This is a genomic window from Sphingomonas sp. (assembly GCF_019746665.1).
Lineage (GTDB): Bacteria > Pseudomonadota > Alphaproteobacteria > Sphingomonadales > Sphingomonadaceae > Sphingomonas.
Window position 1 is genome coordinate 269,175 of record NZ_JAIERS010000012.1, and the last position, 17,850, is coordinate 287,024.

The window sequence follows — 17,850 nt, forward strand, 5'->3', positions numbered from 1 at the left end:
GCAGCACCGCCAACACTGAACAACGAACACCCCTTGCCCCTCCTCTGGGGGCAAGGGGCCTTTGGAGTTTGAAGATGACCGATACCCACGCGCCCGAACGCGCCATCAACGATACCCGCAAGGCCGAACTGCTCTCCACCAAGGTCGAGCATGTCGACATCCGCTCGTTCGACGCGCGCCCGATCATCGATTCGATGGGCAAGATGAGCTTCACCAGCCGTGATCTGGCGCGTGCGACCGGCATCTACAATCAGATGCTCGCCGATCCCGATTGCACGATCTTCCTGGTCATCGCGGGCTCGACCTCGGCCGGCGGCTGCATGGACCTATATGCCGAGCTGGTCCGCTCGAACATGGTCGATTGCGTGGTCGCGACCGGCGCAACGATCGTCGACATGGATTTCTTCGAAGGGCTCGGCCACAAACATTATCAGGCGCTGGAAGTGCCCGATGATAACACGCTGCGCTCGCTCTATATCGACCGCATCTACGACACCTATATCGACGAAGAGCAGCTGCAGGACTGCGACTTCACGATCAACAAGATCGCGAACGAACTGGAACCGCGCGCCTATTCGAGCCGCGCCTTCATCCGTGAGATGGGCCGTTACCTCAGCCAGCACGGCGAAAAGGAGAACAGCCTCGTCAAACTCGCTTATGAGCATGACGTGCCGATCTTCTGCCCGGCGTTCGTGGATAGCTCGGCGGGCTTCGGCCTCGTCAAGCATCAGGTCGATCGGATGAAGGAGGGCAAGCCCTATCTGATGATCGACGCGGTGGCGGACTTCCGCGAGCTGACCGACATCAAGATCAAGGCCGGCGAGAGCGGCCTGCTGATGGTCGGCGGCGGCGTGCCGAAGAACTTCATCCAGGACACGGTCGTCTGCGCCGAAATCCTGGGGCATGAGGATGTGGCGGTGCATAAATACGCGGTGCAGATCACCGTGGCCGATGTCCGCGACGGCGCCTGCTCGTCCTCGACGCTGCAAGAGGCGGCGAGCTGGGGCAAGGTTTCGACCGCGATCGAGCAGATGGTGTTCGCCGAGGCCGGCAGCGTGATGCCGCTGCTCGCGTCGGACGCCTATCACCGCGCGCTGTGGAAGAACCGTCCGAAGCGCCGCTGGGCGCAGCTGTTCGCCTGATCGAATTGTGCCCGATGCCGTGCTTCCCGCCAGGGAGCGCGGCATCGGCTTGCCACGCGGCGCGCAAGGGCCGATAGCCTGCGCCATGCCTCAGCCCGCCGGCGATCGCGTTCTGCTCGCCATTTTTCTGCGCCTCGCCTCGGTATTCGTGTTCGCGGTGATGAACGCGGTCGTGAAACTCGCCGAGGCCGGCGGCGCGCATCTCGCCGAGATCATGTTCTTCCGCCAAAGCGCGGCGCTGATTCCGGTGACCTTGTGGATTGCCGCCGGCCCCGGACTCGGCACGATCGCCACTCGCCGCATCGGCGCGCATTTGCTGCGCACCGCGATGGGGCTGACGAGCATGTGCTTCGTGTTCGGCACGATCCTGCTGCTGCCGCTCGCCGAATCGACCACGCTGCAATTCACCCTCCCCATCTGGGCGACGATCCTGGGCGCGGTGGTGCTGCGCGAGCAGGTCGGCTGGCACCGCTGGGGCGCGGTGCTCGCGGGGTTCATCGGCGTGCTGATCATCACCCGGCCGGGCGGCGGAATGGTGCCGCTCGGCGTCTTCACCGGGCTGATGGGCGCGCTGCTTTCCGCCGGCGTCTCGATCCTGCTGCGCCAGATCGGCAAGACCGAGGGCGCGGCGACCACCGTGTTCTGGTTCTCCGCGCTTTCGGTGCCGCCGACCGGCATCGCCTTCGCGCTCACCGCGATGCCGCATCCGCTCGCCACTTGGGGCCTGCTGGTGCTCGTCGGGCTGTGTGGCGGCGTGGCGCAATTGTTCATGACCGCGTCGCTGAAGCTCGCGCCGGTGTCGATCGTGGTGCCGATGGACTATACCGGCCTTATTTGGGCGACGCTGTTCGGCTGGCTGCTGTTCAGCGTGCTTCCCGGCTGGACGACGTGGATGGGCGCGCCCTTCGTGATCGGCTCGGGCCTCTACATCGTCTGGCGCGAGCGGGTGCGCGCGCGCGAGAAGACGCAAGGGGCGATGGCCGAGCCCGTTTAGGCGCGCACCGCGTCGGGCAGCTTCACCGCGCTCAATTCTGGCATTGGCAACTCACGCTCATACTCGCGCATCAGCGCTTCCTTGCGGGTCCGAAGTTCGGTGCCGAGCGCGACGAGATCGAACCCAGCACGCCGCGCCTGGCTGAAAATCCCCTCCAGCCGCGCTTCCTCCTCGCCGACATGATGTTCGATCTGTTCGGCGAGCACACTCACCTTGGCATCGTAAAAGGCATCGTCGGGGCCGCCCGCCAGGATGTCGCGGATCAGCAGCTTGGCGCTGTCATGTTCGACCCGCGCTTCCTTCAGCATGTCGTCGTCCACCTTGCCCTCGCAGGCGGGGTAGAAGATTTCCTCCTCGATCTGGGCATGGACGATCAGCGCGCGGCAGATATGCTCGGCGATGCCCTGCTTGGTCGCCTCGCCGCGCGCGCGTTCAAACTTTTCGAACAGCGCCTCGACCGCGCGGTGATCCGCCTTGAGCAGGGCGATGGCGTCCTGCGGCTTGCTCGACTTGGCCATGCTAACCCTCCTGGAACCGGCGCGGCTTCAATCGCTCGCGCGCGCCCCCGGTTCCGCGCTCAGGCGCGGTCGACCGCGAGAAGGGTGGTACCCTGGTATCGTTCGGCGGCGGGATCAAAGCCCTCGATCGGGTAGAAAGGCCGCTCGGCGGCGGCGATGTCGCCCAAGCCGGTGAGGCGATAGGTGCCAAGCTTCAGCTCGCGCGGCGCCTTCCCGTCGCGCTCCAGCGCGACCGCGTCGACATGCAGCTCGTCATGCCGGGTGTAGAGGATGTGCGGGGCGAGCGTCACCGTTCCGCGATTATAGGTCGCGGTCACGCAGTTGCGCCGGACGATCGCCGCCAGCAGCGTCGGCACCGGGCCGGTAGGTTCTTCCAGACTCATCACCGCCATTTCTACCCGCCTGCTGCGATGCAGCAAGAACCAAAACGCTTCACGCCGCGCGCGGGGGCACCGCGCAGGCTTTGACAGCGGCACGCCGGGGGTGCCAAGCGCCGGGGCGATGCTGGTGATCATTCTGGGAGGCATAGCCGCGATCGGGAGCGGCCTGGTGCTGGCGGCGGCTTGGGCGAGCTGGCGCTTCGGCGCGCGCTTTGGTGCCGCGCCGCCCGGGCGTGCAGAGCCCGTGAGTCTGCTCAAGCCGCTGCATGGCGCCGAGCCCCGATTGCGCGCCAACCTGCAGAGCTTTCTCGATCAGGATTGGGCCGCGCCGATCACGCTGGTCGCCGGCATCCAGCGTGAGGACGACCCCGCCGCCGAGGCGGTCGCCGCGCTTGCCACCGGCGCTGATCGCCGCGCGGTACTGGTGGCCGATGCACGTCGCCACGGCGCCAACGCCAAGGTGGGCAACCTGGTCAACATGGCTCCCGCCGCCGACGCCGACCTGGTCGTGCTTTCGGACAGCGACATCGCCGCCCCGCGCGGTTATCTCTCTCGCATCGCGGGGACACTTGCGACGCCGGGGGTGGGCGCCGTCACCTGCGCTTATGCCGGGCGCGGCGATGGCGGTTTCTGGTCGCTGCTCGGCGCGGCGATGCTGAGCTATCAGTTCCTCCCCAGCGTCTTGTTCACCGACGCGCTCGGCACCGGCGACGCGTGCATGGGGTCGACGATCGCGCTGCGCCGCGAGATGCTGGCGAGCATCGGCGGGTTCGAGGCCTTCGCCGACATTTTGGCCGATGATCACGCGATCGGCGCGGCGGTGCGCGCGCAAGGGCTGAAGGTCGCGCTCGCGCCGGTGATCGTCACCCATGGTAGCGTCGAGCCGAGCTTGCCCGCGCTGTTGCGCCACGAACTGCGCTGGGCGGCGACGGTGCGCGATCTGAAGCCCGGCGGGATGGTGGGGATGACACTTCTCCACCCCCTGCCCTTCGCGCTCGCCGCGCTGGCGATCGCGCCCGGTTGGGCGACGGGGGCGCTGGTGGCGCTCGCGATCGGGGCAAGGCTTACGGTTGCGGCGGTGGTGGATGGGCTCACTGGGTGCAAGACCGCGCCTTGGCTGCTGCTGCCGCTGCGCGATCTGCTGACGTTCGGCGTCCATGTCAGCTGCTTTTTCGTCCGCCGCGTCGAGTGGCGCGGCGCGCGGCTCGCGATGCGCGAGGCGGGGCGGATCGAGGCGCAATGAAGCGGATCATCGTCACCTCCGATGATTTCGGCGCCGCGTTCGAAGTGAACGAGGCGGTCGAGCGCGCGCATGTCGATGGCGTCCTCAGCTGCGCGAGCCTGATGGTGACAGGGCCTGCGGCCGAAGATGCCGTCGCGCGCGCGCGGCGGCTGCCCCGGCTCGGCGTCGGGCTGCATCTGGTGCTGGTGGAGGGCGTGCCCGCGCTCCCGCCCGAGCAGCTGCCCGATCTGGTCGATACGAGCGGTCGCTTCCGGACCGATATGGCGCGCGCGGGAGCGACGATGTTCTTCAAGCCCGCCGCCCGCGCGCAACTCGCGGCCGAGATCACCGCGCAATTCGCGGCCTTCGCGCGCACCGGGCTGCCGCTCGATCATGTCAACGCGCACAAGCATTTCCACCTGCACCCGACGATCGCGGGGCTGGTGATCGCCATCGGACGGCGCTTTGGCATGAAGGCGGTGCGTGCGCCGGTCGAACCCTTCGCCCCGCTCGCGGCGGTCGAGCCGGTCAAGCTTGGCGCCGAGGCGCGCATCGCCGGGCTGTGGGCGAAGCTGCTGCGCCGCCGGTTGCGGCGCGCTGGACTGTCGGTGCCCGATCAAGTCTTCGGTCTTGCTTGGAGCGGCGCAGTGACGGCGGATCGCCTGGCGGGGTTGCTCCCGCACGTGCCCGACGGCGTGACCGAGATTTACGCCCATCCCGCGACCGACGACGCCTATCCGGGCCATTATCCGGGCTATTCGTACGAGGCGGAGCTGGGCGCGCTGCTCGATCCGCGCGTGATGGCTGGGGTGGCGGCCGCTGGGGGGCCAGTGCGGTTCGCCGATTTGCGCGCGTGAGCGTTGGCGCGGGCATGACCGACGGCCTCCCCACCCCGCGCCGCTATCAGGCGATCGCCGCCTTGAGTTTCGGCACCGCGCTGGTGGTGATCGACGGCGGCATCGCCAATGTCGCGCTGCCCACGATCGCGCGTGACCTGGGGGTGACGAACAGTGCCTCGGTCGCCGTCGTCACAATCTATCAACTGACGCTGGTGATGCTGCTGCTGCCCTTGTCGGGCCTTGGCGAGCGGCTGGGGCTGAAACGCGCCTATCAGGGCGGACAGCTGCTGTTCACGGTCGCGACCCTGCTGTGCTTCTTCGCCAACAGCCTGCCGTTCCTGCTGATCGTGCGCGCGGTGCAAGCGACCGGGGCAGCGGCTTTGCTCAGTGTTTCGGCGGCGTTGATCCGCGCGACCTATCCGGCGAAGCAGCTCGGGCGCGGGCTGGGTGTCAATTCGATGACGGTTGCCGCCAGCGCCGCGATCGCGCCAACGCTTGGCGGGCTGATCCTCGCGGTCGCGCCCTGGCCCTGGGTGTTCGCGAGCGCGGTGCCCTTCGCGCTCGCCTCGCTCGCGCTGGGCCGCGCGCTGCCCGATCCCGCGCCTCGCCGCGAGCCGTTCGACCTGTTGAGCGCCATCCTCTGCGCGGCGATGTTCGGGCTGGTGACCGGCGGCATCGAAGCGGGCGTGCATGGCGACAGCCCGGTGATCGCCGCGGCAATCGTCGGCGCGGGGGTGTTGATCGGCATCGTCTATGTGCGGCGCGAGCGGCGCGCGGAGAAGCCGATCCTGCCGGTCGATCTGCTCGCGCGGCCGGTGCTCGCGCTGTCGGCGGTTAGTTCGTTCACCGCCTTCACCGCCTCAATGACCGTGCTGCTCGCCATGCCCTTCCGGTTGCAGCACGGCTATGGCTTCACGCCGGCAGCGGTCGGCGCGGCGATCGCGCCTTGGCCGCTGACCAACATCATCGTCGGGCCGTTTGCCGGCTGGCTATCGGACCGGGTGCCGGCCGGGCTGCTCGGCGGGATCGGGATGAGCGTGACGATCGCGGCGCTGTTCAGCCTCGCCTCACTGCCGCCGCATCCGAGCTGGTTCGATCTCGCCTGGCGGATGTCGTTGTGTGGGGCGGGGTTCGGCATCTTCCTGCCGCCCAATGCGCGCCTCATCATCGGCAGCGCGCCGACCGAGCGTGCGGCGGCGGCGGGCGGGCTGGTTTCGACCACGCGGCTGGTCGGGCAGACCAGCGGGGCGACGGTGATCGCGGCGCTGCTGGCGATGGGCGTGGGCGCGGGGGTGACGCCGCTATACGTGGCGGGCGGCTTCGCGTTGGTCGCCGCCTTGTGCAGCGTCGCGCGGCTCAGCCCCTCGATCCGCCAGCCCCGCGCGGTGGCGGTGGCCGGACCGGGAGCATCGGGAGCGCCGCGTTAAGGGGCAGCCCTCACCATTCACGTCACCCCGGCCCCCGCGCCGGGGTCCCGCTGCCCTGCGACCGACGAACAAGCGGGGCCCCGGCTCGGGGGCCGGGGCGACGACGATTGCTGTCGTGGCTGCCGTAGCTCTGCCCCTACCCCCCGAACGCCGTCGGCGCCGCCTCGCCCAGCATCGCCTGGCGCACGAGCGGGATCGCCGGGCCGCCATAGCCCAGGAACGCATCGTGGAACGCCTTCCACGCCTGGCGACCGCCGCGCGACGCGGTCCAGTCCTCGCGCAGCTTCAGGATCATCAGCTTGCCGAGCGTGTAGTTGAGGTATGCCGGATCATAGGTGCCGCGCGCCGCCTGCTGACGGGCGGTGCCTTCGTCCTGATAGCATTGCTGCTTGAACAGCGCCTCCGATTCCGCCTGGCTGAAGCCGTAGGAATGGAGCTTGATCGCCGAAATATAGCGGCAATCGCGCAGCAAGGCATTCGCGAGCTGGCCGATATGCGTCTCCGGATCGCCCTTGTTCAGCCCCGCGTCCCACATCATCTGCTCGGCATAATGCGCCCAGCCTTCGGCGAAGGCATAACCGACGAACAGGCGACCGATCGGCGACTTGGCGCGGTTGGCGTGGAGGAATTGCAGGAAGTGCCCCGGCATCACCTCATGCACCGAGGTGAAGAGCAGGTCGAACTTGCCGGGGATGAACCCCTCCTGCACTTCCTTGCTCCACGTGGGATCGGGCGGCGAGATGTAATAGACCGACGCTATCCCCTTATCGAACGGCCCCGGCGGATCGATATAGGCGGAATTCTGCCGGTTATAGGGCGGGCTTTCCTCGACCAGCGCCTGTTCGGTGCCGGGGATGGTGACGATCTGGTTCTGCTCGACGAACGCGCGCAGCCCCGGGATCTGCTTGCGCGCCTCGGCGACGGGGCCGCCAGCCGGCTTGTTCGCGTTCATCTTGGCGATGCACGCCTCGATGGGCGCGCCGGGCGCGAACTTGCCGCATGCCTCGGCGAGCGCGGCCTGGTTCTTCTTCAGGTCCGCCTCGCCAAGCGCGAGCAACTGCTCGACCGGCAGCTCGACGGCTTCGGTCGCGGCGAGCATGCGCTGGAAGCGCTCCTTGCCGAGCGCGAAATCCTGCGTCGCTTGCGGGCGCTGCGCGGCGATCCATTTGGCGAGATCGGCCATCGCCTTCGCCGCCTTGGCACTGCTCGCGCGCAGCTGCGCCTGGAGCGCGGGGTTCTTCACCTCGGCGAAGGCCTTCAGCGCATCGCCACCATAGAATTCCGCGAAGCCCGCGAACGCCTTCTCACCATAAGTAATGAAGCTCGCCGGCAACGGCGCCTGCAGGTTCGTTCGGATCTGCGTGGCGGCGGTCGGGATACGGTTGAAGAAGGCGATCATTGCGCGCAGCCGCACCGCCTTGGTCGCATAGGGCCGCGCGATATAAACGTTGGGATCAAGCCCGTTGTTCACATAATAAGCCGGGTTGCGGTGCGGCTGGTCGGCGTCGGTCAGCCAGAAGAGCCGCCCCTCGGCGACCTTGATCAGGTAGGCGCGCTCGAAGGCATCGTCCTTGCTCAGGCCCTTGGGGTCGATCGCTTTCGCGGCGGCGATCGTCTGGCGATAGAAATCGGCCTGCGCCTTCAGCCCGGCCGCGCTCCAATCAGGCAAGCGGCCATCATAGTCATGCTTGCCCTGATAGACGGCATAGGCCGGATCGAGCTGGAACAGCCGGTCGATGAACGCGTCGCGAAAGGCGCTCCACGGTTTGGCGGGCTGGGCGGCGGCGGTGCCGGCGGTCGCCGCGAGCAGCAAAGCGGCCACGAATTTCAAGCGCATAACCTCTCCCCAAACCTTTTCGCTGCGATAGCTAGCGGGATAGCCGCCCCAAGAAAAGCGATTGGCTTGGCGGTTGCGATCCGCCGCCATCGGGCTCTACACGAGGCGGCATGGAGCAGCACCCGTTCCGCATCGCCAATTACCGCGCTTATTGGGCATCGCGCTTCGCGACCACGATCGCGCAGACTTCGCTGTCGCTGGTCCTCGCGTGGCAAGTGTACGGGCTCGCGCGGCAGAGCATGAGCGTGCATGACGCCTCCTTCCTGCTCGGCATGGTCGGCGCGGCGCAGTTCCTGCCGCTGTTCCTGCTCACCCCGGTGGTCGGGCTCGCGGCGGACAGTTTCGATCGCCGCTGGATCGCGCGCGCCTGCGCCGCGCTTCTGCTCGCGGTCGTCGCCACGCTCGGCTGGCTGAGCTGGACTGGGCAGATGACGCTCACCGCGCTGTTCGCCGCCGCGGTGCTGATCGGCATCAATCGCGCTTTCGCCGGCCCGGCATATTCAGCACTTGCGCCCAATCTGGTGCCGCGTGAAAGCCTGCCGACCGCGATCGCGCTCTCCTCGATCGCGTGGCAGGTTGGCACCATCGCCGGGCCGAGCCTGGGCGGGGCGCTGCTCGCGATCAGCCCGCAAACCGCTTATGGCACCGCGACCGTGCTGATGGTGATCGCGCTCGGCGCGATGTTCCAGATCGGCCCGGTGCCGCAGCCGCCCGCGCAGAGCGATCATCGCCCGATCCAGCGGATCATCGACGGTTTCGTTTATGTGGGCCGCAACCGGCTGGTGCTGGCAACGATCACGCTCGATCTGTTCGCGGTGCTGCTCGCCGGGGCGACCGCGCTGCTGCCGGTGTTCGCGCGCGACATCCTGCAGGTCGGCCCTGCCGGGCTCGGCCTGTTAAGCGCGAGCATGGGGCTGGGCGCGGCGACCATGGCGATCTGGTTCTCGGTGCGGCCGATGCGGCACGAGGTCGGGCTGAAGATGCTCGCGGCGGTGGTGATCTTCGGCCTCGCCATCCTGATCTTCGGCCTGTCGCGCTCTTATTGGCTGAGCGTCGCGGCGCTGGCGATCGCGGGTGCGGCGGACATGGTTTCGGTCTATGTGCGCAGCTCGCTCGTCCAGCTCCATACGCCGGACGCGATGCGTGGGCGGGTGAGCGCGGTGTCGCAGCTCACTATTTCGGCCTCCAACGAACTCGGCGAGTTCGAAAGCGGGCTGGCGGCCTGGGCCCTTGGCCCGGTTGGCGCCGTTGTCTTCGGTGGCGTGGGCGCGATCGCGATCACGCTCGGCTGGGCGCGGCTGTTTCCCGAATTGCGGCTTGCCAAAAGCTTCGGCCCACCCGAACTCACCCCCACCCCAGCGGAGTAGCAGTGATGAAGGCGCACAGCATCCTCGAGACGATCGGCAACACCCCGCATATCCGCGTCCAGCGGCTGTTCGGCGCGGCCGAGGTGTGGATCAAGTCCGAACGCGCCAATCCTGGCGGTTCGATCAAGGACCGGATCGCGCTGGCGATGGTGGAGGCGGCGGAAGCTTCGGGCGCCTTGCAGCCCGGCGGCACGATCATCGAGCCGACCAGCGGCAATACCGGCGTCGGCCTCGCGATGGTGGCGGCGGTCAAGGGCTATAAGCTGGTGCTGGTGATGCCGGAGAGCATGTCGCTCGAACGCCGCCGGCTGATGCTCGCTTACGGCGCGCGCTTCGATCTCACCCCGCGCGAGAAAGGCATGAAGGGCGCGATCGAGCGCGCGGTGCAGCTCGTCGAGCAAACCCCCGGCGCGTGGATGCCGCAGCAGTTCGAGAATCCCGCGAACGTTTCCGTCCATGTCCGTACCACCGCTCAGGAAATCCTCGCCGATTTCCGCGAGACGCCGCTCGATGCGATCATCACCGGCGTCGGCACCGGCGGCCACATCACCGGCGTCGCGGAGACGTTGAAAGCCGAATGGCCGGGGCTGAAGGTATTCGCGGTAGAGCCCGAGGGTTCGCCCGTCATTTCCGGTGGCGCGCCGGGGCCGCATCCCATCCAGGGCATCGGCGCGGGCTTCGTCCCGGCCAATCTCCACACCGCGGCGATCGACGGCGTGGTGCAGGTCGCGGCCGATGCCGCCAAGGAGATGGCGCGCCGCGCCGCGCGCGAGGAAGGGATGCTCGTCGGCATCAGCTCGGGCGCGACGCTGGCCGCGATCGCCAAGAAGCTTCCCGAGCTGGGCGACGGCGCGCGGGTGCTGGGCTTCAACTATGACACGGGCGAGCGTTATTTGTCGGTGCCCGATTTCCTGCCCGAGGCCTGAGCCGAACAGGGGGTGAAAGCGGGCGCGGCTTGCGCTATGGGCCGGCGGCTTTGCTGCTGGACATAACCCCATGCTGATGGCCCGCTTCTCCGCCGAGCCCGGACGCCCGGCGCGCGCTTCACAGCGATTGCTGGTGCTGCTCGGCGCGATCGCGGTGCTGGCGGTGCTGGTGCCGGTGCTGATCGTCGCCTTCGTGCCGCGCCCGCGCCCCACGGCGCCCGCCCGTGCCGTCGCCGCGCGCGCCCGGCCCCAGCCGGGCATCGTTCCGCCAACGACGCTCCCCCCGGTCGAACCGCTCGAGGTACGGCCGCTCAGCCCGGTCGAAGCGGTGGCGTTCAACGCCGCCATCCCCTTTTCCACCGCGCCCAATCCGGCCGCGCGCCCGTTCCGCGCCCCCGAGACCGGCGACTCGCTCGCCCGCGCGATCGATTGCCTCGCCGCGGCCGCCTTGTACGAAGCCGGGGACGACGCACCCGGCGAGCGCGCGGTGGCGCAGGTGGTGCTCAACCGCGTCCGCCATCCGGCTTTTCCGAAGACGGTGTGCGGCGTGGTGTTCGAGGGTTCCGATCGGGTCACCGGCTGCCAATTCACTTTCACCTGCGATGGCGCGCTGTATCGCCACCAGTTCAGCGATGCCGCCTGGACGCGCGCGCGAGAGATCGCCAAGGCGGCGCTGACCGGCGCGGTGTACAAGCCGGTCGGCCACGCGACGCATTACCACACCAACTGGGTCGTCCCCTATTGGCAGGCGAGCCTCGACAAGGTGAGCGCGGTCGGCACCCACCTGTTCTTCCGCTGGAGCGGCTGGTGGGGCACGCCGCCCGCCTTCAATCGCCAGGTGAGCCGTGACGAGCCGGCGATCAAACTGATCGCGGCCTATTCGCCCGCGCACCGGATGGCGTTGGGGGTGACGGCGGACGCGGCGTTGCCCGAGGCGGCGAGCGAGAGCATGGACGTCTTTCCAGCGGTAGAGGATCACCCGAACGAGTTCATCCTCGGCCTCGCCCGTGGCGCGCCGGGCGAGGATCTGCCGGTGCTTGCCGACAAGGCGTGTGGCGCGCGGCCGTATTGCAAGGTGATGATCTGGGTGGGCGACAAGGCGCCCGACGGCCTGCCGCTGACCACGAGCGAGATCAGCCGCATGGCGTTCAGCTATCTGCGCGATCGCGGCACCGGCTTCGACAAGAAGCTGTGGAACTGCAAGCGTTACCTCCGCCCCGATGCCCAGCAATGTATGCGGGCGCAGATACTCACCGAAACCAACGGCCTGCTGATGGGCAAGCCCGAACTGCTCGTACCCAGGCCCGAGCTGACACCCGAGGCCAAGGAGCGTTTCTCAACGCGGGTGATGCCGGCGGGCAGTGGGGATAAGCAGTAGCAGGGTCCGCCGGGGGCGCCCAAAAAAAGGGCGGGAGCCGCAGCCCCCGCCCCAACATTTCCGCGAACGAAACCGCCCTCAGGCCGCTTCGAACATCCTCGGCTCCAGCGCCATCACCGTGTCGCCGCCCGCTTCCACCTTGCGGCGCAGCGTCTGCGTCTCCGGCAGGATGCGCTCGGCGAAATAGCGCGCGGTCACCAGCTTGGCGTTCAGATAATCGGCATCGCCCTCGCCCGCCGCGAGCAGGCGCTCGGCCGCGGTCGCCATGCGCAGCCACATCAGGCCAAGCGCGACCACGCCCATCAGATGCATGTACGGATGCGCGCCGGCGCCGACATGGTTGGGGTTCTGGAAGCCCTTCTGCATGAAGAAGATCGTCGAGGCCTGGAGATCGGCCAGCGCCGCCTCCAGCCGGCCGGCGAAATCAGCGAGCTTTTCGTCCGCCTTCGCCACCGCGATTTCCTCGCCGACGATCTTGAACAGCAGCTGCACCGCGCGCCCGCCATTGGTGGCGAGCTTGCGGCCGACCAGGTCCATCGCCTGCACGCCGTTGGTGCCTTCATAGATCATCGCGATCCGGGCATCGCGGACATATTGCTCCATCCCCCATTCGGCGATGTAGCCGTGCCCGCCATAAACCTGCTGGGCGTTGGTCGCGATCTCATAGCCCTTGTCGGTGCCGTAACCTTTGATGACGGGGGTGAGCAGCCCGATCAGATCGTCGGCGGTCTGGCGCTCTTCCTCGGTCTGGCCATAATGCGTCAGGTCCACCTGCAGGGCGCCCCACAGGCAGAGCGCGCGCAAGCCCTCGGTGATCGACTTCGCCTCCATCAGCATCCGGCGGACATCGGGGTGGACGAACAGCGTATCGGCCTTCTCGCCCGGCTCGGCGGCGCCCGTCAGCGCGCGACCCTGGCGGCGATCATGCGCGTATTGCACGGCGTTCTGATAGGCGGTCTCGGCGACGCCGAGGCCCTGCAAGCCCACGCCCAGGCGCGCCGCGTTCATCATGATGAACATGGCGGCCAGGCCCTTCATCTCCTCACCGACCAACCAGCCGGTCGCGCCGTCATAGTTCATCACGCAGGTCGAATTGCCGTGGATGCCCATCTTGTGCTCGATCGAGCCGCACGAAACGGCATTGCGCGCGCCAAGCGAGCCATCCTCGTTCACCAGGAACTTGGGCACCACGAACAGCGAGATGCCCTTGGTCGAATCCGGCGCGCCCGGGGTCTTCGCCAGCACCAGATGGATGATATTGTCGGTCAGGTCATGCTCGCCCGACGAGATGAAGATCTTCGTGCCGGTGATCGCGTAGCTGCCGTCCGCCTGCGGCTCGGCCTTGGTCTTGATGAGGCCGAGATCGGTGCCGCACTGCGGCTCGGTCAGGTTCATCGTGCCGCCCCATTCGCCCGAGATCATCTTGGGGAGGTACTTGGCCTGCTGCTCGGGGCTGCCCTTCACCAGCAGCGCGGCGATGGCGCCGTGGGTGAGGCCCGGGTACATGGCGAAGGCCATGTTGGCCGAGATCATATATTCCTCGAACGCGGTCGAGACGACGTGCGGCATCGCCTGCCCGCCAAATTCCTCGGGCGCGGCGAGCGTCGACCAGCCCGATTCGATGAACTGCTTATACGCTTCCTTGAACCCGGTCGGCGTCGTCACGCTGCCATCGGGGTGGCGGGTGCAGCCTTCCTGATCGCCCACCTGGTTGAGCGGGAACAGCACTTCGGCGACGAACTTGCCGCCCTCCTCCAGCACCGCGGTCACCACATCGGGGGTGGCGTTCTGGAAGCCCGGGAGATTGGTGTAGCGATCGAGCCCGACGACATGATCGAGCACGAACCGGGTGTCGCGGACGGGCGGCGTATATTTCGGCATGGTCAATCCTCTCGCGAAGTATCGGGGTCGATATGAGTGATGAAGTCGCTTAGCTCGCGGATGGCGGCATCGATATCATGCTTTTGGCTTTCGAGCAGGGCGATGCGGTCACGACAGCGGGCGATCGTCTTGGCGCGCTGGGTGCGGCGCCCGTCGCCGAGATCGTACAGGTCGAGCAACTCGCGAATTTCGGCGAGGCTGAACCCCACCCGCTTGCCGCGCAGGATCCAGGCGAGCCGGGCGCGATCGCGGTGCGAATAGATGCGCTGGGTGCCGCGCCGCTCGGGGGCGATCAGCCCCTCGTCCTCATAGAAGCGCAAGGCTCGGGCGGTGATGCCGAATTCGGCGCAGAGATCGGAAATGGAAAAGGCATCGCGATCCGGGCGCGGCTCGATCGGCGCGTAAGCGGCGATGGCGGGGAGCGACGACATGGGGAGTCAGATAGTTGACGCTTACGTTAAGGTCAAGTGTCAGCCACCGGCCTCGCAAAGCAAACGCCCCTTGGCATCGCGCAGCGTCGCGGCTTCCGCCGGGCTGTCGCTCAGCCGCTCGACATCGAGCGCGGCGAGCGAGGCGCGGCGGGTGCAGCTCCTGGCGCACCCCTCGGGCACCCGGCCGGGAAAGACGATCCGGTCGCCCTCGAACCGCGCGTCGAACTGGCAATCGGGGGCGAAGTTGAAGCTCAACGTCTCACCCGCGCGCGCCACCGGCCCGCGCGCGCTGCAGGTGAGCGCGTCGCCATAATCGACATACGCGCCCGCCCGGTAACCTCGCCCGGCGCGCACGATGCACAGCCGATCGGTGTCGCGGGCATAGAGCCCGGCGATGTCGCCGCGCTGGGGATCGGGAATCAGCCCGGCGCGGATCGCCGCGGATTCGAGATCGGGCGGACCTTCCGCCTTCTGGGGCGCCTGCGCCGAACAGGCGGCGAGCAACAGCAGCAGCGGCCAGCCCCTCACAGCGCGACCAGCGCCTCGCCCTCGATCCGGCGATAGAAGCAGCTGGCGGCCCCCGTGTGGCACGCCGGCCCTGCCGGATCGCAGATCAGCCACAAAGCGTCCTGATCGCAATCGATCCGCGCCTCGATCACGCGCAGCACATGGCCGGAGGTTTCGCCCTTCTTCCACAGCCGCCCCCGGCTGCGCGACCAGAACACTGCCTCGCGCGTCTCAAGCGTCCGCGCGAGCGCCTCGGCGTTCATATGCGCGACCATCAGCAGCTGCCCGGTCCGGTCGGTCGCGACCGCCGTGATCAGGCCGTCCGAATTGAATTTGGGATCGAGCGTCAAGCTCGTTTCGCGCGGGTCCATAAGGGTTTCTAGCCCAGCGTTGACACATGGCTCAATCCTTCCATCGCCGCCCGCTTCGCTGGGTGAACGCCGATGGCGCCAAGAAGGTTCGGAAATTTTATGACAAATGGGCGACAAGCGCACCCACGGGGCCTATATGGCCGACGCAGGCGGCAGCGCGGCGGGATTCGATGCTCACCACTCATCCATTTGATGACGACAAACTCCGTGAGGAGTGCGGCATTTTCGGCGTCTCGGGCACCGATGGCGAGGCTTCGGCGCTGGTCGCGCTAGGGCTGCACGCGCTGCAGCACCGGGGGCAGGAAGCGGCGGGCATCTCCAGCTGGGATGGCCACCAGTTCCACACGCACCGGGCGATGGGGCATGTCGCCGGCAATTTCGACCGCGACGACGTGATCCGCGCGCTCCCCGGCACCGCCGCCTGCGGCCATGTCCGCTATTCGACGACGGGCGAAACCGCGCTGCGCAACGTCCAGCCCCTCTACGCCGATCTCGCCTCGGGCGGGTTCGCGATCGCGCATAACGGCAATATTTCGAACGCGATGCGCCTGCGGCGCGAGCTGGTACGGCGCGGATCGATCTTCCAATCGACGAGCGATACCGAGACGATCATCCACCTCGTCGCGACCAGCCATTACCGCACCCTGCTCGACAAGTTCATCGATGCGCTGAAGCAGGTGGAGGGCGCCTATTCGCTCATTGTGATGACGCCCGAGGGGATGATCGGCTGCCGCGATCCACTCGGCATCCGCCCGCTGGTAATGGGCAAGCTGGGTGACGCGATCATCCTCGCTTCCGAAACCGTGGCGCTCGATGTGGTTGGCGCCGAGTTCGTCCGTGCGATCGAGCCGGGCGAAATGGTGATCATCCAGGGGCGCGAGCACCGCTCGATCACCCCCTTCCCCGCGCAGCGCCCGCGCCCGTGCATTTTCGAGCATGTGTATTTCTCAAGGCCGGACTCGATCGTCGAGGATCGCTCGGTCTATTCGGTGCGCAAGGCGATCGGCGCGCAACTGGCGATCGAGGCGCCGGTCGAGGCCGATCTGGTGATCCCGGTGCCCGATTCGGGCGTGCCGGCGGCGATCGGCTACGCGCAGCAATCGGGCATCCCGTTCGAGCTTGGCATCATCCGCTCGCACTATATCGGCCGCACTTTCATCCAGCCGGGGGACAAGGTGCGGCATCTGGGCGTGAAGCTGAAGCACAACGCCAATCGCGCGCTGATCCGGGGCAAGCGGATCGTGCTGATCGACGATTCGATCGTGCGCGGCACCACCAGCCTGAAGATCGTGCAGATGATGCGCGAGGCGGGCGCGGCGGAGGTGCATATGCGGATCGCCTCGCCGCCGACCCGCCACAGCTGTTTCTACGGCGTGGATACGCCCGAGCGGGCGAAGCTGCTCGCGGCGAAGATGGATGTCGGCGGGATGACCGACTTCATCCACGCCGACAGCCTTGCGTTCGTCTCGATCGACGGGCTTTACAAGGCGCTGGGCGAGGATGGGCGCTCGTCCGCGCGCCCGAGCCACTGCGACGCGTGCTTCACCGGCGATTATCCGACGACGCTCACCGATCAGGACGATGTCGAGACGGTCGACCAGTTCGCGTTGCTGGCGGAGCGGGTGGCCTAGCAACGGCCGCTCCGTGCGTACCAAAGCCCTCTCCCGCCCGCGGGAGAGGGTCGGGTGAGGGTGTCTTCTGGGCGACGCCGCAGCACGCCCCGCCCCCTCTCCCAACCCTCTCCCCTCAAGGAGAGAGGGCTATTAGGGCGCCAGATGAGCCATGCCCACCCAAAACTTGCCCAACCCCCGCCCTTCCCCTAACCGCGCCCGATGACCGACACCCCAAAGCCGCTCGCCGATCGCCTCGCCCTTGTCACCGGCGCCAGCCGCGGGATTGGCGCCGAGACCGCCAAGGCACTCGCCGCCGCCGGCGCGCATGTCGTGCTCACCGCGCGCACGACCGGCGCCCTGGAGGAAGTGGAGGAGGCGATCTTCCAGGCGGGCGGCGCCGCCACCATCGCCCCGCTCGACTTCACAGAGCCCGATGCGACCGCGCGCCTCGCCACCGCGCTCGGCCAGCGGTGGGACAAGCTCGACATATTGGTGATGAACGCGGCGATGCTCGGCACGCTCGGCGCGATCTCGGCGATCGATCCCAAGGAATTCGCCAAGGTGATGACGCTGAACGTCAGCGCGCAGGCCGCCTTGCTCGGCGCGTTCGATCCGATGCTGCGGCGGAGCAGCGCGGGGCGGGTGATCGCCCTCACCTCCTCGGTCGCGCGCGCCCCGCGCGCTTATTGGGGGGAATATGGCGCCTCCAAGGCCGCGCTCGAAGTGCTGGTGCAGAGCTATGGGCTGGAGGTGCAAAACATCAGCAAGGTGCGCACCGCGATCATCGACCCTGGCGCGACGCGCACCAAGATGCGCGCGCGCGCCTATCCGGGCGAAGACCCCGCGCGGCTGAAAGGGCCGGAAGTCGTCGCCGCGCGCATTCTGCAGCTGCTGACCGAGGACTTCGCCACCGGCCATTTCGAGCGGATCGAAGGATAACGGTGGGCCCGGCAGGATTCGAACCCGCAACCTGGCCGTTATGAGCGGCTGGCTCTACCATTGAGCTACAGGCCCTTG

Annotated in this window: 17 protein-coding genes and 1 tRNA gene; 10 read left to right on the forward strand and 8 right to left on the reverse strand. The window is 67.8% G+C overall.

What is annotated here, in order from left to right:
• Positions 1 to 74 precede the first annotated feature (74 nt).
• Positions 75 to 1,142 (forward strand): deoxyhypusine synthase, encoded by a 1,068-nt coding sequence (locus K2X73_RS09680; protein WP_294110310.1) that lies wholly within the window; start codon positions 75 to 77, stop codon positions 1,140 to 1,142.
• Positions 1,143 to 1,227: 85 nt separating this feature from the next.
• Positions 1,228 to 2,136, forward strand: coding sequence for a DMT family transporter (locus tag K2X73_RS09685; RefSeq protein WP_294110311.1), 909 nt, complete (start codon positions 1,228 to 1,230; stop codon positions 2,134 to 2,136).
• On the opposite strand, the gene K2X73_RS09690 is transcribed toward K2X73_RS09685, so the two are convergent.
• Positions 2,133 to 2,654, reverse strand: coding sequence for a hemerythrin domain-containing protein (locus K2X73_RS09690; RefSeq protein WP_294110313.1), 522 nt, complete (start codon positions 2,652 to 2,654; stop codon positions 2,133 to 2,135). The genes K2X73_RS09685 and K2X73_RS09690 overlap by 4 nt on opposite strands.
• Before the next feature lie 59 nt (positions 2,655 to 2,713).
• Positions 2,714 to 3,037 (reverse strand): hypothetical protein, encoded by a 324-nt coding sequence (locus K2X73_RS09695; protein ID WP_294110316.1) that lies wholly within the window; start codon positions 3,035 to 3,037, stop codon positions 2,714 to 2,716.
• 118 nt (positions 3,038 to 3,155) lie between these two features.
• On the opposite strand from K2X73_RS09695, the gene hpnI reads away from it, so the two are divergent.
• From hpnI to K2X73_RS09710, 3 genes are read left to right on the forward strand one after another with little or no spacing between them, the layout of a single operon-like run.
• On the forward strand, positions 3,156 to 4,277 hold the full coding sequence (hpnI, locus tag K2X73_RS09700) for a bacteriohopanetetrol glucosamine biosynthesis glycosyltransferase HpnI (RefSeq protein WP_294110318.1): 1,122 nt from the start codon (positions 3,156 to 3,158) through the stop codon (positions 4,275 to 4,277).
• Positions 4,274 to 5,113 (forward strand): hopanoid biosynthesis-associated protein HpnK, encoded by an 840-nt coding sequence (gene hpnK, locus K2X73_RS09705; protein ID WP_294110319.1) that lies wholly within the window; start codon positions 4,274 to 4,276, stop codon positions 5,111 to 5,113. The genes hpnI and hpnK overlap by 4 nt, the downstream gene beginning before the upstream one ends.
• A 14-nt stretch (positions 5,114 to 5,127) precedes the next feature.
• A complete protein-coding gene (locus tag K2X73_RS09710; protein WP_294110321.1) occupies positions 5,128 to 6,522 on the forward strand; it encodes an MFS transporter in 1,395 nt (464 codons plus the stop codon).
• A 136-nt stretch (positions 6,523 to 6,658) separates the two neighbouring features.
• Here the strand turns inward: K2X73_RS09710 and K2X73_RS09715 are convergent, their stop codons facing one another.
• Entirely contained in the window at positions 6,659 to 8,359 is a 1,701-nt protein-coding gene (locus K2X73_RS09715; RefSeq protein ID WP_294110323.1) for a DUF885 domain-containing protein, read from the reverse strand.
• Positions 8,360 to 8,469: 110 nt separating this feature from the next.
• Between K2X73_RS09715 and K2X73_RS09720 the strand changes: the two genes are divergently transcribed.
• The 3 genes from K2X73_RS09720 to K2X73_RS09730 all read left to right on the forward strand — a co-directional run bounded on the left by K2X73_RS09720 (position 8,470) and on the right by K2X73_RS09730 (position 12,030).
• Entirely contained in the window at positions 8,470 to 9,726 is a 1,257-nt protein-coding gene (locus K2X73_RS09720) for an MFS transporter (RefSeq protein ID WP_294110325.1), read from the forward strand.
• Positions 9,727 to 9,731: 5 nt separating this feature from the next.
• Positions 9,732 to 10,652, forward strand: coding sequence for a cysteine synthase A (cysK, locus tag K2X73_RS09725; RefSeq protein ID WP_294110327.1), 921 nt, complete (start codon positions 9,732 to 9,734; stop codon positions 10,650 to 10,652).
• A 76-nt stretch (positions 10,653 to 10,728) separates the two neighbouring features.
• A complete protein-coding gene (locus K2X73_RS09730) occupies positions 10,729 to 12,030 on the forward strand; it encodes a cell wall hydrolase (RefSeq protein ID WP_294110329.1) in 1,302 nt (433 codons plus the stop codon).
• Between the two features lie 78 nt (positions 12,031 to 12,108).
• Here K2X73_RS09730 and K2X73_RS09735 read toward each other — a convergent pair whose 3' ends face one another.
• Genes K2X73_RS09735 through hisI form a run of 4 tightly spaced genes read right to left on the reverse strand, consistent with a single transcriptional unit; the run spans position 12,109 to position 15,220 of the window.
• Positions 12,109 to 13,911 (reverse strand): acyl-CoA dehydrogenase C-terminal domain-containing protein, encoded by a 1,803-nt coding sequence (locus K2X73_RS09735; RefSeq protein WP_294110333.1) that lies wholly within the window; start codon positions 13,909 to 13,911, stop codon positions 12,109 to 12,111.
• A gap of 2 nt (positions 13,912 to 13,913) precedes the next feature.
• Positions 13,914 to 14,342, reverse strand: coding sequence for a MerR family DNA-binding transcriptional regulator (locus tag K2X73_RS09740; RefSeq protein WP_294110335.1), 429 nt, complete (start codon positions 14,340 to 14,342; stop codon positions 13,914 to 13,916).
• Positions 14,343 to 14,381: 39 nt separating this feature from the next.
• Positions 14,382 to 14,870, reverse strand: coding sequence for a hypothetical protein (locus K2X73_RS09745; RefSeq protein ID WP_294110337.1), 489 nt, complete (start codon positions 14,868 to 14,870; stop codon positions 14,382 to 14,384).
• On the reverse strand, positions 14,867 to 15,220 hold the full coding sequence (gene hisI / locus K2X73_RS09750; protein ID WP_294110340.1) for a phosphoribosyl-AMP cyclohydrolase: 354 nt from the start codon (positions 15,218 to 15,220) through the stop codon (positions 14,867 to 14,869). The genes K2X73_RS09745 and hisI overlap by 4 nt, the downstream gene beginning before the upstream one ends.
• 170 nt (positions 15,221 to 15,390) lie before the next feature.
• Between hisI and purF the strand changes: the two genes are divergently transcribed.
• Together purF and K2X73_RS09760 are read left to right on the forward strand one after the other, a co-directional pair.
• Positions 15,391 to 16,851: an amidophosphoribosyltransferase gene (gene purF, locus K2X73_RS09755; RefSeq protein WP_294110342.1), complete on the forward strand. Its 1,461-nt coding sequence runs from the start codon at positions 15,391 to 15,393 to the stop codon at positions 16,849 to 16,851.
• Between the two features lie 201 nt (positions 16,852 to 17,052).
• Complete coding sequence (locus K2X73_RS09760) at positions 17,053 to 17,772, forward strand: SDR family NAD(P)-dependent oxidoreductase (RefSeq protein WP_294110343.1); 720 nt, start codon at positions 17,053 to 17,055, stop codon at positions 17,770 to 17,772.
• A gap of 3 nt (positions 17,773 to 17,775) precedes the next feature.
• On the opposite strand, the gene K2X73_RS09765 is transcribed toward K2X73_RS09760, so the two are convergent.
• Positions 17,776 to 17,847 (reverse strand) — tRNA-Ile (locus tag K2X73_RS09765).
• Between the last annotated feature and the right edge of the window lie 3 nt (positions 17,848 to 17,850).

What these genes read in the sequence shown, in the direction of transcription:
- K2X73_RS09680 (WP_294110310.1), top strand. Translation starts at nt 75, where the DNA reads ATGACCGATACCCACGCGCCCGAACGCGCCATCAACGATACCCGCAAG.
- K2X73_RS09685 (WP_294110311.1), top strand. Translation starts at nt 1,228, where the DNA reads ATGCCTCAGCCCGCCGGCGATCGCGTTCTGCTCGCCATTTTTCTGCGC.
- K2X73_RS09690 (WP_294110313.1), bottom strand. Translation starts at nt 2,654, where the DNA reads ATGGCCAAGTCGAGCAAGCCGCAGGACGCCATCGCCCTGCTCAAGGCG.
- K2X73_RS09695 (WP_294110316.1), bottom strand. Translation starts at nt 3,037, where the DNA reads ATGAGTCTGGAAGAACCTACCGGCCCGGTGCCGACGCTGCTGGCGGCG.
- hpnI (WP_294110318.1), top strand. Translation starts at nt 3,156, where the DNA reads ATGCTGGTGATCATTCTGGGAGGCATAGCCGCGATCGGGAGCGGCCTG.
- hpnK (WP_294110319.1), top strand. Translation starts at nt 4,274, where the DNA reads ATGAAGCGGATCATCGTCACCTCCGATGATTTCGGCGCCGCGTTCGAA.
- K2X73_RS09710 (WP_294110321.1), top strand. Translation starts at nt 5,128, where the DNA reads ATGACCGACGGCCTCCCCACCCCGCGCCGCTATCAGGCGATCGCCGCC.
- K2X73_RS09715 (WP_294110323.1), bottom strand. Translation starts at nt 8,359, where the DNA reads ATGCGCTTGAAATTCGTGGCCGCTTTGCTGCTCGCGGCGACCGCCGGC.
- K2X73_RS09720 (WP_294110325.1), top strand. Translation starts at nt 8,470, where the DNA reads ATGGAGCAGCACCCGTTCCGCATCGCCAATTACCGCGCTTATTGGGCA.
- cysK (WP_294110327.1), top strand. Translation starts at nt 9,732, where the DNA reads ATGAAGGCGCACAGCATCCTCGAGACGATCGGCAACACCCCGCATATC.
- K2X73_RS09730 (WP_294110329.1), top strand. Translation starts at nt 10,729, where the DNA reads ATGGCCCGCTTCTCCGCCGAGCCCGGACGCCCGGCGCGCGCTTCACAG.
- K2X73_RS09735 (WP_294110333.1), bottom strand. Translation starts at nt 13,911, where the DNA reads ATGCCGAAATATACGCCGCCCGTCCGCGACACCCGGTTCGTGCTCGAT.
- K2X73_RS09740 (WP_294110335.1), bottom strand. Translation starts at nt 14,342, where the DNA reads ATGTCGTCGCTCCCCGCCATCGCCGCTTACGCGCCGATCGAGCCGCGC.
- hisI (WP_294110340.1), bottom strand. Translation starts at nt 15,220, where the DNA reads ATGGACCCGCGCGAAACGAGCTTGACGCTCGATCCCAAATTCAATTCG.
- purF (WP_294110342.1), top strand. Translation starts at nt 15,391, where the DNA reads ATGCTCACCACTCATCCATTTGATGACGACAAACTCCGTGAGGAGTGC.
- K2X73_RS09760 (WP_294110343.1), top strand. Translation starts at nt 17,053, where the DNA reads ATGACCGACACCCCAAAGCCGCTCGCCGATCGCCTCGCCCTTGTCACC.